The sequence below is a fragment of the Saccharothrix sp. CCNWYY140 genome (assembly GCF_037401995.1).
Classification (GTDB): Bacteria; Actinomycetota; Actinomycetes; order Mycobacteriales; family Pseudonocardiaceae; genus Actinosynnema.
Genome location: NZ_JBBEGC010000007.1, coordinates 1 through 14756, shown reverse-complemented (window position 1 = coordinate 14756; position 14756 = coordinate 1). Strand labels below are relative to the sequence as shown.

The following is a 14756-nucleotide window of genomic DNA, read 5'->3' as shown; positions in this document are numbered from 1 at the left end:
CTCTACCGCCGGTACGGCGAACCCCCGTCGTGGACGACGTCGACCAGCTGCTCCAGCTTGGCCAGCAGCACCCGCTGGAGGCCGGGACCGAAGCTGACCCGGGCCACCCCGAGCCCGCCCAGCTGCGCCGGGGTGGGGCCGTCGGGGGTGTGGGCGACGTTGACCGGGCCGCCGACGGCCCGGCAGAACTCCTCGATCCGGTCGGCGGGCATCCCGATCGGGTACACGCAGTCCGCGCCCGCCGCCAGGTAGGCCCGCGCCCGCTCGACGCCCTCCTCCACGTCCCGGCTGCCGTGCACGAACACGTCGACGCGGGCGTTGAGCACCAGGTGGGGGTCGGCGGCGCGCACCGCGCCCAGGAACTCCACCTGCGCGTCCAGGTCCACCATCGCCTCGGTGGCCGGCACGGAGTCCTCCAGGTTGCAGCCCACCGCGCCGGTCTCGGCCAGGCGGGCGGCGACCTCGGCGGGGGCCAGCGAGTAGCCGCGCTCGATGTCGGCGGTCACCGGCACGTCCACCGCCCGCGCCACGCGCGCCACCGCCGCGAACGCCTCCTCGGCGGGCATGTCCTCGCCGTCGCCGTAGCCCAGGGACGAGGACACCGCCGCGCTCGCCGTCGCGATCGCCGGGAACCGGGCCGCCACCACCTTCGCCGACGCGGCGTCCCACACGTTGGTCAGCAGGACGGGCGTCCCGGGCACGTGCAGGGCGCGCAGCACCGACGCTTTCTCCTCGCGGGTGATCATGGGCGACACCCTAGTGACCCATTGGCACCTTGCTAAGGTCCAATCCCGTGTCACAGTCATGGGCCACTTCGGGTGTGGACCTCCACCTCGACCTCGACCCGGGCACCGGCCGCCGCACCGGCCTGGAACACGCGCTGCGCGACGCCATCCGCGACGGACGCCTGGCCCCCGGCGCGCGCCTGCCCGCCACCCGCCGCCTCGCCGTCGAGCTGGGCCTGGCCCGCAACACCGTCGCCGCCGCCTACGACCAGCTCGTCGCCGAGGGCTACCTGACCGCCCGGCGCGGCGCCGGCACCCAGGTCGCCACCCTGCCCCGACCCGCCACCGACACCCCGGCCACCGGCCGCGACACCACCGCGCCCCGCCTGGACCTGCGACCCGGCAGCCCCGACGTCACCACCTTCCCCACCACCGCGTGGCTGCGCGCCACCCGCCGCGCCCTGCTCGCCGCACCCGCCTCCGCCCACGCCTACGGCGACCCCCGCGGCCTGCCCGACCTGCGCCACGCCCTGGCCGAGTACCTCGGCCGCACCCGGGGTGTCCACGCCGACCCCGAGCACATCGTCGTGACCTGCGGATACGTCCACGCGCTGGCGTTGCTGGCGAGCGTGCTGGACGGGCCGGTCGCCCTGGAGGACCCCGGTCTGCCGTTCCACCGCGAGGTCGTGCGCCGCGCCGGCCGCACCGTCGTCCCCCTGCCCGTGGACGCCGACGGCGCCCACTCCTTCCCCGACGGCGTCGCCGCCGCCGTCATCACCCCGGCCCACCAGTACCCCACCGGCGTCCCCCTCCACCCGCGCCGCCGCCACGCCCTCGTCGACTGGGCCCGCAGCACCGGCGCGGTGGTCGTCGAGGACGACTACGACGGCGAGTTCCGCTACGACCGCCAACCCCTCGGCGCGGTCCAGGGCATGGCCCCCGACCACGTCGTCTACGCCGGCAGCACCTCCAAGACCCTCGGCCCCGGCCTGCGCCTGGGCTGGCTGGTGCTGCCCGCCCGCCTGGTCGACCCGGTCGTGCAGGCCCGCCGCTACACCGACCTGATCACCGCCGCACCCACCCAACTCGCGCTGGCCGACCTGATCACCACCCACGCCTACGACCGCCACATCCGGTCCTGCCGCCTGCGCTACCGCCGCCGCCGCGACCAGCTGCTGGACACCCTCCACGGCCACACCGCCCTGGGCGTCTCCGCCGGCCTGCACGCCCTGATCCCCCACCCCGACGAGGCCGCCGTCCTGGCCGCCGCGAGCGCCGAGGGCCTGGCCCTCGGCGCCCTGAGCGACCACTGGCACGACCCGGCGGGCCGCCCCGGCGGCGTGATCATCGGCTACGGCACCCCCGCCGAACACGCCTGGCGCCCCGCCCTGGACGCCCTCGCGCGCATCCTCAGGACCTGACCCCCTCGGGTTCGAGCCCGACCGCCGCCGCGAACGACCCGTCCATGTGGAACGGCACCGACGTGTGCTCGTGCGCGATCCGCCACGCCCCGTCCACGCGCCGCCAGCACACCGTGGACCGGAACCACAGGTCGAACCGCTCCGGGTAGCCCTTGGGCAGTGCCGACACCCGGTTGAGGCTGTGGCAGAACGCCACGTCCCCGTCCGCCGCCACCACCAGGTCCCGCACCTCATGGTCCACCGGGCCGTCGAAGGTCGCGAACCACGCCCGCAGCGAGTCCGCGTCGGTCATGTCCCGGTGCTCCAGCGGCGGGGCCAACGTGAACCCCACCGCCCCCGGCAGGTAGTCCGCCGCCAACGCCTCCGCGTCCCCCGCCCGCATCGCCTCGACCCGCCGCGCCACCAGGTCCCTGATCTCGTCCACATCCGCCTCCGGCAACACCGGCACCCCCGACGGGCGCCGCTCAACCAGGACGTAGAAGCTGGCACCGGATTCTCGACACGTCCCGCGGAGGCACCGGTGAAATACGTCATCCTGATCTACGGCAACCCCGAGTCCCGCGCCATCTGGGACTCCCTGCCCACCGAGCAACGCGCCCGCGGCCTGGAGGACTACGCCCGCCTCAACGAGGACCTCGCCGACTCCGGCGAACTCGTCGTCACCGAAGCCCTCGCCGACCACGCCCAGACCAAGCGCCTGGTCCTCCGCGACGGCCAACGCACCACCACCGACGGACCTTTCGCCGAGGCCAAGGAACTGCTCGCCGGGTTCTACCTGGTCGACTGCGAGGACATCGACCGGGCCGTGGAGATCGCCTGGCGCGTCCCGGAAGCCCAGCTGGGCCTGGTCGAGGTGCGGCCGGTGATGACCCTCAACGACTTCCTGCTGTGACACCACGTCCCGCGGCCTTCGAACCGCTGCTGCGCGAGCTGGCGCCCCAGGTGCTGGCCATCCTCGTGCACCACCACGGCGACTTCGCCGCCTGCGAGGACGCCGTCCAGGAAGCCCTGCTCGCCGCCGCCACCCAGTGGCCCGCGCAAGGCGTGCCCGACAACCCCAAGGCGTGGCTGGTCACCGTCGCCTCCCGTCGCCGCGTCGAGGCCTGGCGCCAGGACACCGCCCGCGCCCGCCGCGAGCAGACCGCGTTCGCCCTCACCCCACCCGACCCCGACCCGGCCCCCGGCGTCGACGACACCCTCACCCTGTTCCACCTGTGCTGCCACCCGGCCTTGACCCCGCCGTCCCGGGTCGCGCTGACCCTGCGCGCAGTGGGCGGCCTGACCACCGCCGAGATCGCCCGCGCCTTCCTGGTGCCCGAAGCGACCATCGCCCAGCGCATCAGCCGCGCCAAACAACGCGTCAAAGGCACCCGGTTCACCCCGTCCGGCGACCTCGACGCCGTCCGCCACGTCCTCTACCTGATCTTCACCGAGGGCCACACCGCCAGCTCCGGCGACCACCTCAACCGCGTCGACCTCACCACCGAGGCCATCCGCCTGACCCGCCTGCTCCCCCACGACGGCGAAACCGACGGCCTGCTGGCCCTGATGCTGCTCACCGACGCCCGCCGCCCGGCCCGCACCACCCCCGACGGCGCCCTGATCCCCCTGGCCGACCAGGACCGCACCCGCTGGAACACCGACGCCATCGCCGAGGGCACCGCCCTGGTCCACCACGCCCTGTCCACCCACCCGGTCGGCCCCTACCAACTCCAAGCCGCCATCGCCGCCGTCCACGCCGAGGCCCCCACCGCCGCGGACACCGACTGGCCCCAGATCCTCACCCTCTACGACCTGCTGAACAGCATCGCCCCCGGCCCGATGGTCACCCTCAACCGCACCATCGCCCTGGCGATGGTCGACGGCCCCGACCCCGCCCTCGCCGCCCTCACCAAAGCCGAACAAGACCCAGCGCTCAAGACCCACCACCGCCTCCACGCCGTCCGCGCCCACCTGTTGGACCTGGCCGGTCGCCACGAGGAAGCCCGCCCCCACTACGCCCGAGCCGCCACCCTCACCCAAAGCCTCCCCGAACGCCGCTACCTCGAAAGCCGCACCTGACCGCAACTGCCGCCCGACCACAGCCGCCTGACCACCCGAAACTGTCGGTCCCCCGTGGGACAATGGAACCGGGGGCCGGAGGCCACGCCCGCCGCACCCGACGCAGCCACCGGACCCAGTCACCACCAGCGCCGGTCATCGCCCGTGCCTGGTCGCCGTCACCACCAGCGCGCGATCACCGCCCGCGCCCGGTCACCACTCCGCAGGCAGCCCCGGCTGGTGCGTCCCGAACGTCCACTCGAACCCCTCCGGATCCAGCACCCGGCACCGGTAGTTCCCCCACTCCGACTCCTCCGGCTTCCACACCGGCACCGCACCCTCCGCCACCGCCCGCGCGAACACCGCGTCGACCTCCGCCGCCGACGCCACCACCAGGTACGTCCCCTGCCCGCCGGTGTCCCCGCGCCGAGGTGGCCGCGCATACCCGTCCCGATCGCTGAACACCACCAGCGCCGCGTCCCCCAACCGCAGCTCCGAGTGCGCCACCCCGCCGTCGTCGTCCGGGTACCGCATCGTCGCCTCGAACCCGAACGCCCGCCCCAGCCACTCGATCGCCGCACCGGCATCCCGGTACCCCAAGTACACGCTCAACGAAGTCATGCCGACGATCATGACCACGATCGAGGACAGCCACCGCCCTCGATCCGCACCCGACCCACCGGAAACCGCCGTTCGGCGGATACCGAACGGGCCTCACTCTCGGTGAGGTGGTCACGTCGATGCGTCGGGGGACCATCGAGGGGGAGACAACGCTTTGTTCCGTCCTGTGCCGGTGCCCGAACTCCCACCCAGCACCGCACTGGCCGACCTGGCCATGACCCGCGACGACCACGCCTGGCTCGCCGGCACCACCGGCGTGTTCACCAGCCGCCCTTCCACGCCGCTCGTCCTGCGCTGGACCGGGGTCGACTGGACCGAGGAGGCCCTGCCCGACCTGCCCGCCGCCGCCAGCCTCGCCGGCATCTCCGCCGCCGCGCCCGACGACGTGTGGGCCGTCGGCAACACCGCCGGCCACCCCCTCGTCCTGCACTACGACGGCACCCGCTGGCACACCGTCACCACGCCCCGCATCCCGTGGGCCAAGGCCGTCGCCGCCATCACCCCCGACGACGTCCACGTCGTCGGCACCGGCGCCGACACCCTCCACTGGGACGGCACCACCTGGACCCGCGAAACCGTCCTGACCTCCGCCCGCGAAACCCTCCAGACCATCACCGCCTGCGCACCCGACGACGTCTGGGCCGGCGGCGGCGGACTCACCGGAGCCGGACCCGCCACCTACGAGTACCCCGTCCTCGTCCACTGGGACGGCACCGCCTGGAACGACCTGCACGGCCCCCGCCTGGACCACGGCCACATCGCCGCACTCGCCGCCGACGGACCGCACGACGTCTGGCTCGCCCACTCCCGCCACGCCGACGGCCTGCACATCCACCGCTTCGACGGCGAACGCTGGCACCCCGTCCCACCACCCACCGACGACGAGCGCCTCAGCCTCCACGGCGTCGCCGCCCGCTGGACCTGGGGCGTGCGCGCCACCCGCCGCACCTTCGAAACCCGCCCCGCCTACCACCGCTGGACCGGCGACCGGTGGACCGAACACCCCCTGCCCGACAACCTCGCCCGCACCTCCGCCTCCCACGTCGGCCTCGCCACCGACGGCACCACCACCTGGGCCTACCTCAAAACCGCCGCCGGCGTGCACGTCCTGCGCCACACCGCGGCCTGACCCCGCACCACGGGCCTGAACCGGCACACTGCGGCGTGACCTTCACCCTGACCACCCTCGGCACCGCCAGCCCTTACCCGCGCCCCGACCAGGCCTGCTCCGGCTACCTCCTGCGCACCGCCACCACCGCCATCTGGGTCGACGCCGGCCCCGGCACCCTGGCCAACCTCCAACGCCACACCCGCCCCGACCGCCTCGACGCCATCTGGATCTCCCACACCCACGCCGACCACACCGCGGACCTCCTGCCCGCCTACTACGCCCTGCTCTACGCCAACCTCCACCCCGAGGCCCCCATCCCCCTCTACGCACCCCGGGGCCTGGCCGACCGCCTCGACACCTTCCTCGCCGGCGCCCACCCCAACCCCGCGAGCGCCGCCTTCACCGTCCACGAACTCCACGACGACCACCGCGCCGACGTCGGCGACATCAGCCTCCACACCCTCGCCGTCGAACACGGCCTCCCCGCCTACGGCCTGCGCGCCACCCACGCCGGCGCCACCTTCGCCTACTCCGGCGACACCGCACCCTGCACGGCGCTCGACCGCCTGGCCGACCACGCCGACCTGTTCCTCTGCGAAGCCGACACCACCACCCCGTCCCCCCACCACTGCACCCCCGAAGACGCCGCCCGGGCCGCCCGCGGCGCACACCGCCTCCTGCTCACCCACCTCGGCCCCACCCTCACCGAACCCGAAGCCACCGAACGCGCCCAAGCCCCCGCCACCCACCCGAACCAGACCCACCCGATCCGGTGAAACTGCGGCCCGCCCCCACCCCCGCGACACTGGACCGGTGATCAAACTGACCGCGACCGTCCTCGACAGCCCCGACCCCCGCGCCCTGGCCCGCTTCTACAGCGCACTCCTGGGCTGGCCCATCGACCGCGACGACCCCGGCTGGGCCACCGTCCGCCCACCCGACGGCAGCGCCGGCCTGTCCTTCCAAGCCGAACCCGACCACGTCCGACCCACCTGGCCCAGCACCACCACCCACCAGCAGATGCAGATGCACCTCGACATCGAGGTCGACGACCTCGACACCGCCGGCCGCCGCGCCCAGGACCTCGGCGCCACCCCCGCCGACTTCCAACCCCAGGACGACGTCCGCGTCCACCTCGACCCCGACGGCCACCCGTTCTGCCTCTGGATCCGCACCTGACGTCAACCCCCACCCACCCCCGAGCGTGTACCAGGGGAGAACCGCACACACCCGAGGGGGACGCAGGTGTCGTTGACCGCCGACGACGCGCTGGCCGAGCTGTACCGGCGCGAACGACCGGGCCTGCTCCGCCTCGCCGTCCTCCTGCTCGGCGACCGCGCCCAAGCCGAGGACGTCGTCCAGGACGCCTTCCTCAACACCCACCGCAAACGCGCCACCATCGACCACACCACCGCCGCCGGCTACCTGCGCGTCGCGGTGGTCAACGGCGCCCGCACCGCCCAACGCCGCCGACGCCTCACCTGGCGCCACCACCGCACCACGAGCCCCGACGCACCCCCGGCCGACACCGACCTCCTGGTCGCCGAGGAACACCGCGAGGTCCTGCACGCGGTCCGCGCACTGCCCACGCGCCAACGCGAAGTCCTGGTCCTGCGCTACTGGTCGGGCCTGACCGAGGCCGAGATCGCCGACACCCTCGGCGTCTCGAAGGGAACGGTCAAGACCAGCGCCTCCCGCGCCCTAGCCACCCTCGCCCGACGCCTGGGAGACCAGCCATGACCAACCTCGAACACCGCCTCCAATCCGCCTTCACCGCCCTGGCCGACACCGTTCAACCCGACGACACGACCGGTTTTGTCGGTACCTCATGGGACAATGGAACCGGGGGCCGGAGGCCACGCCTCAACCTCGCCCCACACCCCCACCCCGACCCGCGCCCGAGCCGCCAGCGTCCGATCCTCGCGGCAGCAGCGGGCGTGGCACTCATCGCAGGCGCGGCGGCGCTGACCCTCGGACTCCGGGACCCCGCCCCGCCACCACCCGCCACCGAACAGACAGCCGCGACCACCGCGGCACCGACCACGGTCACCGGCCCGGCGATCCCCTACCGCCTCTACACCCACTGCGGCATCGACGAGGCCAAGATCGGCGACACCTACTACGAGGCCCTCACCCCGCTGCACGACGGCGCCCACAACCCACCCCCCGGCTGGGACAACCCCTACCAGGACGGCACGATGACCCTCGTCGGCGACACCCAGGCCGTCTTCCGCGACGCCAAGGGCCACGAGGTCACCTTCAGAGCCCGCCCCAGGGCCACGGCCCCCAAACAGCTGTGCAAGTGACCGTCACACGGCAGCCGCGCCACCGACCGCCCGCGTGATGGAGTCCAGCACCCCGGGGAACCGCTGCTCCATCTCCTCCCACCGCAGCTCGTGCGTGCGGTAGCTGCCCTGCGGCGTCACGCGCAGCACGCCCGCCTCCCGCAGCACCTTCAAGTGGTGCGACAGCGTCGACATGCTCACCGGCACGTCGAACTGCCCGCACACGATCCCGCCGGACCGGGCCAGGTCCGCCACGATCCGCAGCCGCACCGGGTCGGCCAGCGCGGTGAGCACGGTGGAGAGCTGGAGGTCCTCCACAGCGGGGTGTTGTAGCGCGCGCATGACCGCAGATCGTAGCCGCGATCACAGTATTCCAATTCTGTCTGCACTGAAGGAATAGAGATCTTTGAAACTGATAACATCCCGACCATGAGCCTGCCGGAGCCGGTCCGCGCCGAGCTGGACCGCGTCACCCACCCGGTCCTGGTCGACCTGGCGGCGTTGGAGCAGGTCCGCAGCCGCTTCGACGACGAGCAGGCCGCCGCCCTCGCGGGCTACCTGGGCGCCGCCCAGTCCCCCAACACCCTGCGCGCCTACCGCTCGGACTGGGTCGCCTGGGCGGCCTGGTGCCGACAGGAGGGCCGCCAGGCCCTGCCCGCCGACCCGGTCGACGTCGCCGTCTACCTGGCCGTGGCCGCCGAGAGCGCCAAGCCCGACGGCTCCCCCGCGTTCAGCCCGTCCACGCTGGAGCGCAAGTCCGCCGCCATCGCCGCCGTGCACGCCGCCGGCGGACTCCCCTCCCCCACCAGATCGGACGTCGTCCGCCTGACCTTGAGGGGCATCCGCCGCACCCGCCGCGCCCAGCCCCGCCGCAAGCGCCCGGTCCTGCTGGACACCCTGGCCGACCTGCTGGCCGAACGCCCCCCGCCGGGCTGGCCGACCGGCGTCGCACGCCGCCGGGACGCCCTCCTGCTGCTGGTGGGCTTCGCCGGGGCACTGCGCCGCAGCGAACTGGCCAACCTGCGTCTGGAGGACGTGACCGTCGACGTGGACTCCCGCACCCAGGAGCCGTTGCTGCTGGTGGAACTCGGCGTGACCAAGACCGACCAGACCGGCGCGCACCGCCAGCGGGTGGTGCTGCCGCGGGGCGCCCGGCGGCCGACGTGCCCGGTGTGCGCGTTCGCGGACTGGGTGGACGTGCTGACCACCGCCGACCCCCGCGCGCTGCTGGAGGACGAACCGGACCAGGAACCGACCCACCGCTGCCACGGCTACCGGCCGGCCGCGCACGAGGGCCCGCTGTTCCCGGCGGTGAGCCGGTACGGCCGGATCGCGGCCAAGCCGATGTCGGACAAGGCCGTCTCGGACCTGGTGAAGCGGTACGCGCTCAAGGCCGGCCTGGACCCGGCGCTGTTCGGCGGCCACTCGCTGCGCGCCGGGTTCGCCACGCAGGCGGCGCTGGGCGGGGCGAGCGACCGGGAGATCATGCGGCAGGGCCGGTGGACCAACCCGCGCACGGTGCACCGCTACATCCGCACCGCCAACCCCCTCGAGGACAACGCCGTCACCCGTCTGGGCCTGTGAGGACGGGTCCGGAAGTGTGACGCAGAGCGCACGAACGGTTGTTAACTGTAAACAGGCCCCCGCCGGACGGGGTGAACCGAACGGTCCAGCGAAATGCGGCACAAGACCGCTTGCCACCATTTGTTTCCGTGGTGTTTCCACCCGGTTTGAGCTGCGGTTTTGCCAGATTTTGGCGCGTCGTGCAGCGAGCTGACCTGCACTGCTCGGCAACTCGTGAAGCTGTCTCACGTCTTAAGAGGCCATTTACCCGCGCATTAACGGCCATACGATCAGTGCACTTGGTCGGCCCTCGCAACGACCACTGGCATTCCGCCGCCAGGACGTGGCCCCCGGACTACCCTGCACTGTCCGGGGGCCACCGTCACCCGCAGACGTCTCAGGTGGTCCCGCCCACCACCGCGTCCGACGACGGCTCCTCGTCGCGCTTCTCCGGCGGCGGCACGACACCGGACAGGTCGCCGCCGTTGTCGTTGACCCGCAGCACGAACGGCCGGGTCGGCGTGTAGGAGACCACCGACACCGACGCCGGGTCGACCACGATGCGCTGGAAGCCGTCCAGGTGCACGCCCAGCGCGTCCGCCAGGACCGCCTTGATCACGTCGCCGTGGCTGCACGCCACCCACACCGCGCGCGGCCCGAACTCCTCGGTCACGCGGGCGTCGTGGGCGCGGATCGCGGCCACCGCGCGGGCCTGCACCGTCGCCAGGCCCTCACCGCCGGGGAACACCGCCGCGGACGGGTGCTGCTGCACCACCTGCCACAGCGGCTCCTTGAGCAGCTCCTTGATCTCCTTGCCGGTCCACTCGCCGTACTCGACCTCGGCCAGCTCCGGCTCCACCACCGGCGACAGCCCCCGCGCGGCCAGCAGCGGCGCGAGGGTCTGGGCGCAGCGGTCCATCGGGGAGGTCACCACGGCGTCGATCGGCACGCCCGCGAGCCGCTCCACGAGCTTCTCCGCCTGCACCACCCCGCTGTCGGCCAGGCTCACGCCCGGCGCGCGACCGGCGAGGACCCCGGAGCCGTTGGCGGTGGAACGGGCGTGTCGGAGCAGGATCACGGTAGCCACGAAGACCACCCTATGTGGCGTTGATGAGCCCCATCGACAGCAGGCCCATCAGCACGATGCCCAGCGACAGCCGGTACCAGACGAACGCCGAGTAGCTGTGCTTGGACACATACCGCAGCAGCCACGCGATGGTGGCGTAGCCGACGACGAAGGACACCGCGGTCGCCACGATCATCTGCGGCACGGAGGCGGCGTTGGGCTCGGACCGGTCGAGCACGTCCGGGATGCTGAACAGCCCCGCGCCGAACACCGCGGGCAGGGCCAGCAGGAACGAGTACCGGGCGGCGGCGGCCCGCTCCAGGCCCAGGAACAGGCCGGCGGTGAGCGTGCCTCCCGAGCGGGACACGCCCGGGATCAGCGCCATCGCCTGCGCCAGGCCCATGCCGACGGCGTCCTTGAGCTCCAGCCGGGTGCGGATGTGCTTGGCGAACTGGTCGGCCACGCCCAGCAGGATGCCGAAGACCACCAGCACGGTGGCGGTGATCCACAGGTTGCGCAGGGAGCTGCGGATCTCGTCCTTGAACACGTAGCCCAGCACGCTGATCGGGATCGACCCGATGATCACGTACCAGGCCATCCGGTAGTCCTCGGTCTTGCGCGCGGCCTTGCTGAACAACCCCTTGAACCAGGCCGCGACGAAGTTGCCGATGTCCTTGGCGAAGTAGATCAGCACCGCGACCTCGGTGCCCAGCTGGATGACCGCGGTGAACGACGCGCCCGCGTCGTTGCCGAAGAACAGCGTGGAGACGATCCTGACGTGCGCCGACGAGGAAATGGGCAGGAATTCCGTCAAGCCTTGGACGATTCCGAGAACCAGGGCCTGCAACCAGCTCAACTACCCACTCCTGCCAGATCCAGAGCTTCGGTCGCGGTGCGTAGCGCCGCGATCCCCTGCTCGAGATCTTGCAGCATGGGCGAAAGGGTGAGCGTGGTGACCCCCGCTTCGGCGTAGACCTTCATCCGCTCGGCGATGCGCTCGCGGGTCCCCAGCAGCGACGTCGAGTCCAGGAACTCCACCGGCAGGGCGGCCATCGCGCCCTGGTAGTCCCGCGCCAGGTACTTGTCCTGCACCTCGGCGGCCTCGGCGGCGAAGCCCATGCGCACGGCCAGGGCGTTGTAGAAGTTCTTCTCGCGGCTGCCCATGCCGCCCACGTACAGCGCGGCGTAGGGGCGCACGGTGTCGGCGCACGCGCGCCAGTCGTCGCCGACGACCAGCGGCACGGTGGGGACGACGTCGAAGCCGTCGAGGGTCTTGCCGACCTTCTCCCGGCCTCGGCGGATGGCCTCCAGGGAGCCGGCGGAGTGCTCGGGCGAGAAGAACACGCCCAGCCAGCCGTCGGCGATCTCGCCGGTCAGCTCCAGGTTCTTCGGGCCGACCGAGGCCAGGTAGACCGGGATGTGCTCGCGCACCGGGTGCACGGTCAGCGTCAGCGCCTTGCCGGGGCCGCCGGGCAGCGGGAGCTGGTAGTGCTCGCCGTCGTAGCGCAGCTTCTCCCGGCGCAGGGCGGCGTTGACGATGTCGACGTACTCGCGGGTGCGGCCCAGCGGCTTGTCGAAGCGCACGCCGTGCCAGCCCTCGGAGACCTGAGGGCCGGACACGCCCAGGCCCAGCCGGAACCGGCCGCCGGACAGGGTGTCCAGGGTCGCGGCGGTCATGGCGGTCATGGCCGGGGTGCGGGCCGGGATCTGGAAGATCGCGCTGCCGATGTCGATGCGCTCGGTCTGCGCGGCCACCCACGCCAGCACGGTGGCCACGTCGGAGCCGTAGGCCTCCGCCGCCCACACCACCGACCAGCCCAGCCGGTCGGCTTCCTTGGCCAGTTCGAGGTTCGCGGCATCGTTGCCCGCACCCCAGTACCCGAGGTTCAGTCCCAGTCGCACGCACCGGACCCTACCGGCGGGTAACAGGGTGCGCCAGGGCAGGCTATCGGGTTGTTCTCGCCGGACATGCGCGGTGTGCGCCCGCCGGAATGTCGATCACCGTTTAGGCTGCGCCGCGTGGAACAGCGATACCTCGGCCGCAGCGGTCTGCGGGTTTCCCGAATGGCCCTGGGCACCATGACCTGGGGCCGGGACACCGACGCGGACGAGGCCGCCACCCAGCTCATGGCGTTCACCGAGGCGGGCGGCACGCTCGTGGACACCGCCGACGTCTACGTCGAGGGCGAGAGCGAACGCATCCTGGGCGGCCTGATCGGCGAGGTCGTGCCGCGCGACGACCTGGTCGTGGCGACCAAGGCGGTGGCCCGGCGCAACGACGGCCCGTTCGGCGGCGGCGCGTCCAGGGCGGCGCTGCTGTCCGCGCTGGACGGTTCCCTGCGCAGGCTGGGTGTCGAGCACATCGACCTGTGGCAGCTGCACGCGTGGGACGTGGCCGTGCCGCTGGAGGAGACGCTGTCGGCGCTGGACCAGGCGGTGTCCTCGGGCAAGGTCCGCTACGCGGGCGTGTCGAACTACTCGGGCTGGCAACTGGGCACCGCCGCCGCGCTGCCCGGCCACACGCCGATCGTGTCCACGCAGGTGGAGTACTCGCTGCTGGAACGCGGGGTGGAGCGCGAGGTCGCGCCGGCCGCCGAGCACCACGGGATCGGCCTGCTGCCGTGGGCGCCGCTGGGCCGGGGCGTGCTGACCGGCAAGTACCGCAACGGCACCCCGTCGGACTCGCGCGGCGCGTCGGCGCACTTCGCCGGGTACGTCGAGCAGCACCGCACGGAACGAGCGGCCCGGATCGTCCAAGCCGTGGCGACGGCCGCCGACGGCCTGGGCACCAGCCCCCTGTGCGTGGCCCTGGCCTGGGTCCGCGACCGACCGGGCGTCGTGGCGCCGGTGGTGGGCGCGAGGGACACCGGTCAACTGCTCGGCTCCCTGGCGGCGGAGGACATCTCCCTGCCGCCAGCCATCCGCTCGGCCCTGGACGACGTGAGCGCCATCGAATTCGGCTATCCGGAACGTCCGATGGGGTGAGTTCGACCGATTTTCCCGCTTTGGTGACTTTGGGTAACCGAATTTGTGAGCTCTGTTACCCCAATGGCGGTGTTGGTCTGAACCAGGTCTAGCGTTCCCGGCCGTGCGCGATTCAAGTGACACAGCCGCGGTGACGCGGCGCAAGCTGTTCGGCCTCACGGCCGGCACGGCGGCGGCCCTGACCGTCGCGTCCTCCGCCTCCGCCCAGGAGGCTCCGGAATCGAAGTCCCTCGACGCGGAAGGCGCGTGGCGCAAACTCGCCGAGGGCAACCAGCGTTTCGTCAGCGGCCACCAGACCCACCCCCACGAGTCGTTGAAGTGGCGGGAGTCCCTGGTCAAGGGCCAGCACCCGTTCGCGTGCGTGGTCGGCTGCGCCGATTCCCGCGTGCCACCGGAACTGCTGTTCGACGAGGGCTTCGGCGACCTGTTCACCATCAGAGCGGCCGGCGAGGTCTTGGACACCAGCGTCCTGGGCAGCGTCGAGTACGCGGTGGAACACCTCGACGTGCCACTGGTGGTCGTCCTGGGCCACGCGTCCTGCGGCGCGGTGTCGGCGACCATCGACGTCATCCGCGGCCGGGCGGAGGTCAGCGGCGACATCTCCACGCTCGTGCGAGCGATCGAGCCTGCCGTGCTGGCCACGCCGCCGGACAAGGACGAGAAGGCCTTCCTGGCCCGGTGCGTGGACAACCAGGCCAAGCGGGTGGCGGCCCTGATGGTCGAGCGCTCGGTGACCATCCGAACCGCAGTGCGCCACCACGGCCTCAAGGTCGTGGCCGCCAGCTACCAACTCGACACCGGCGCGGTAACCCGCCTGAGCTGACCACCCACACGGTGGCCTTTCTCGCGCGAAGCGCGGCGTGGCAGTCCGCCGAGGGGGACACAACTCAACTTGGGCTTCTTGCTTGTGTCATCCCCGTATGGCCTGCCCGAAGGGCT

18 protein-coding genes are annotated in these 14756 nt (G+C 72.6%); 11 read left to right on the top strand and 7 right to left on the bottom strand.

The window, feature by feature from the left end:
- Positions 1-2: 2 nt before the first annotated feature.
- On the bottom strand, positions 3-746 hold the full coding sequence (locus tag WBN91_RS06060; RefSeq protein WP_337722130.1) for an isocitrate lyase/PEP mutase family protein: 744 nt from the start codon (positions 744-746) through the stop codon (positions 3-5).
- A gap of 47 nt (positions 747-793) precedes the next feature.
- Between WBN91_RS06060 and pdxR the strand changes: the two genes are divergently transcribed.
- Positions 794-2146, top strand: a complete 1353-nt coding sequence (pdxR, locus tag WBN91_RS06055; RefSeq protein WP_337722129.1) for a MocR-like pyridoxine biosynthesis transcription factor PdxR — start codon at positions 794-796, stop codon at positions 2144-2146.
- On the opposite strand, the gene WBN91_RS06050 is transcribed toward pdxR, so the two are convergent.
- Complete coding sequence (locus tag WBN91_RS06050; protein WP_337722128.1) at positions 2136-2570, bottom strand: YybH family protein; 435 nt, start codon at positions 2568-2570, stop codon at positions 2136-2138. The two genes, pdxR and WBN91_RS06050, sit on opposite strands and share 11 nt — an antisense overlap.
- 96 nt (positions 2571-2666) lie before the next feature.
- Here WBN91_RS06050 and WBN91_RS06045 point away from each other — a divergent pair, with 96 nt between their 5' ends.
- Both WBN91_RS06045 and WBN91_RS06040 read left to right on the top strand, forming a co-directional pair.
- Entirely contained in the window at positions 2667-3038 is a 372-nt protein-coding gene (locus WBN91_RS06045; protein WP_337722127.1) for a YciI family protein, read from the top strand.
- Positions 3035-4207: an RNA polymerase sigma factor gene (locus WBN91_RS06040; RefSeq protein WP_337722126.1), complete on the top strand. Its 1173-nt coding sequence runs from the start codon at positions 3035-3037 to the stop codon at positions 4205-4207. The genes WBN91_RS06045 and WBN91_RS06040 overlap by 4 nt, the downstream gene beginning before the upstream one ends.
- Positions 4208-4399: 192 nt before the next feature.
- Here WBN91_RS06040 and WBN91_RS06035 read toward each other — a convergent pair whose 3' ends face one another.
- The gene (locus WBN91_RS06035; protein WP_337722125.1) at positions 4400-4807 is read right to left on the bottom strand and encodes a VOC family protein; all 408 of its coding nucleotides are present in this window, start codon (positions 4805-4807) and stop codon (positions 4400-4402) included.
- 154 nt (positions 4808-4961) lie between these two features.
- Between WBN91_RS06035 and WBN91_RS06030 the strand changes: the two genes are divergently transcribed.
- The 5 genes from WBN91_RS06030 (at position 4962) to WBN91_RS06010 (ending at position 8224) form a co-directional block, all read left to right on the top strand.
- On the top strand, positions 4962-5936 hold the full coding sequence (locus WBN91_RS06030; protein WP_337722124.1) for a hypothetical protein: 975 nt from the start codon (positions 4962-4964) through the stop codon (positions 5934-5936).
- 35 nt (positions 5937-5971) lie between these two features.
- Positions 5972-6694: an MBL fold metallo-hydrolase gene (locus tag WBN91_RS06025; protein WP_337722123.1), complete on the top strand. Its 723-nt coding sequence runs from the start codon at positions 5972-5974 to the stop codon at positions 6692-6694.
- Between the two features lie 37 nt (positions 6695-6731).
- The gene (locus WBN91_RS06020; RefSeq protein WP_443217664.1) at positions 6732-7097 is read left to right on the top strand and encodes a VOC family protein; all 366 of its coding nucleotides are present in this window, start codon (positions 6732-6734) and stop codon (positions 7095-7097) included.
- A 66-nt stretch (positions 7098-7163) separates the two neighbouring features.
- Complete coding sequence (locus tag WBN91_RS06015) at positions 7164-7658, top strand: RNA polymerase sigma factor (RefSeq protein ID WP_337722122.1); 495 nt, start codon at positions 7164-7166, stop codon at positions 7656-7658.
- 197 nt (positions 7659-7855) lie between these two features.
- Positions 7856-8224 carry a hypothetical protein gene (locus tag WBN91_RS06010; protein ID WP_337722121.1) on the top strand — a complete coding sequence of 123 codons (369 nt, stop codon included), beginning with the start codon at positions 7856-7858 and terminating at the stop codon, positions 8222-8224.
- Between the two features lie 3 nt (positions 8225-8227).
- Here WBN91_RS06010 and WBN91_RS06005 read toward each other — a convergent pair whose 3' ends face one another.
- Positions 8228-8545 (bottom strand): ArsR/SmtB family transcription factor, encoded by a 318-nt coding sequence (locus WBN91_RS06005; protein ID WP_337722120.1) that lies wholly within the window; start codon positions 8543-8545, stop codon positions 8228-8230.
- Positions 8546-8632: 87 nt separating this feature from the next.
- On the opposite strand from WBN91_RS06005, the gene WBN91_RS06000 reads away from it, so the two are divergent.
- Positions 8633-9787 carry a site-specific integrase gene (locus WBN91_RS06000; protein WP_337722119.1) on the top strand — a complete coding sequence of 385 codons (1155 nt, stop codon included), beginning with the start codon at positions 8633-8635 and terminating at the stop codon, positions 9785-9787.
- A 376-nt stretch (positions 9788-10163) separates the two neighbouring features.
- Here WBN91_RS06000 and WBN91_RS05995 read toward each other — a convergent pair whose 3' ends face one another.
- Genes WBN91_RS05995 through WBN91_RS05985 form a run of 3 tightly spaced genes read right to left on the bottom strand, consistent with a single transcriptional unit; the run spans position 10164 to position 12734 of the window.
- Positions 10164-10853, bottom strand: a complete 690-nt coding sequence (locus WBN91_RS05995; RefSeq protein ID WP_337722118.1) for a histidine phosphatase family protein — start codon at positions 10851-10853, stop codon at positions 10164-10166.
- Positions 10854-10863: 10 nt separating this feature from the next.
- Positions 10864-11688, bottom strand: a complete 825-nt coding sequence (locus tag WBN91_RS05990; protein WP_337722117.1) for an undecaprenyl-diphosphate phosphatase — start codon at positions 11686-11688, stop codon at positions 10864-10866.
- A complete protein-coding gene (locus WBN91_RS05985) occupies positions 11685-12734 on the bottom strand; it encodes an LLM class F420-dependent oxidoreductase (RefSeq protein ID WP_337722116.1) in 1050 nt (349 codons plus the stop codon). Before WBN91_RS05985 ends, WBN91_RS05990 begins: the two co-directional genes overlap by 4 nt.
- 117 nt (positions 12735-12851) lie before the next feature.
- Between WBN91_RS05985 and WBN91_RS05980 the strand changes: the two genes are divergently transcribed.
- Positions 12852-13817: an aldo/keto reductase gene (locus tag WBN91_RS05980; RefSeq protein WP_337722115.1), complete on the top strand. Its 966-nt coding sequence runs from the start codon at positions 12852-12854 to the stop codon at positions 13815-13817.
- A gap of 103 nt (positions 13818-13920) precedes the next feature.
- The gene (locus tag WBN91_RS05975) at positions 13921-14640 is read left to right on the top strand and encodes a carbonic anhydrase (protein WP_337722114.1); all 720 of its coding nucleotides are present in this window, start codon (positions 13921-13923) and stop codon (positions 14638-14640) included.
- Positions 14641-14756 lie beyond the last annotated feature (116 nt).

Coding starts and splice junctions, on each gene's coding strand:
- WBN91_RS06060 (WP_337722130.1), bottom strand. CDS start 746: ATGATCACCCGCGAGGAGAAAGCGTCGGTGCTGCGCGCCCTGCACGTG.
- WBN91_RS06035 (WP_337722125.1), bottom strand. CDS start 4,807: ATGACTTCGTTGAGCGTGTACTTGGGGTACCGGGATGCCGGTGCGGCG.
- WBN91_RS06005 (WP_337722120.1), bottom strand. CDS start 8,545: ATGCGCGCGCTACAACACCCCGCTGTGGAGGACCTCCAGCTCTCCACC.
- WBN91_RS06000 (WP_337722119.1), top strand. CDS start 8,633: ATGAGCCTGCCGGAGCCGGTCCGCGCCGAGCTGGACCGCGTCACCCAC.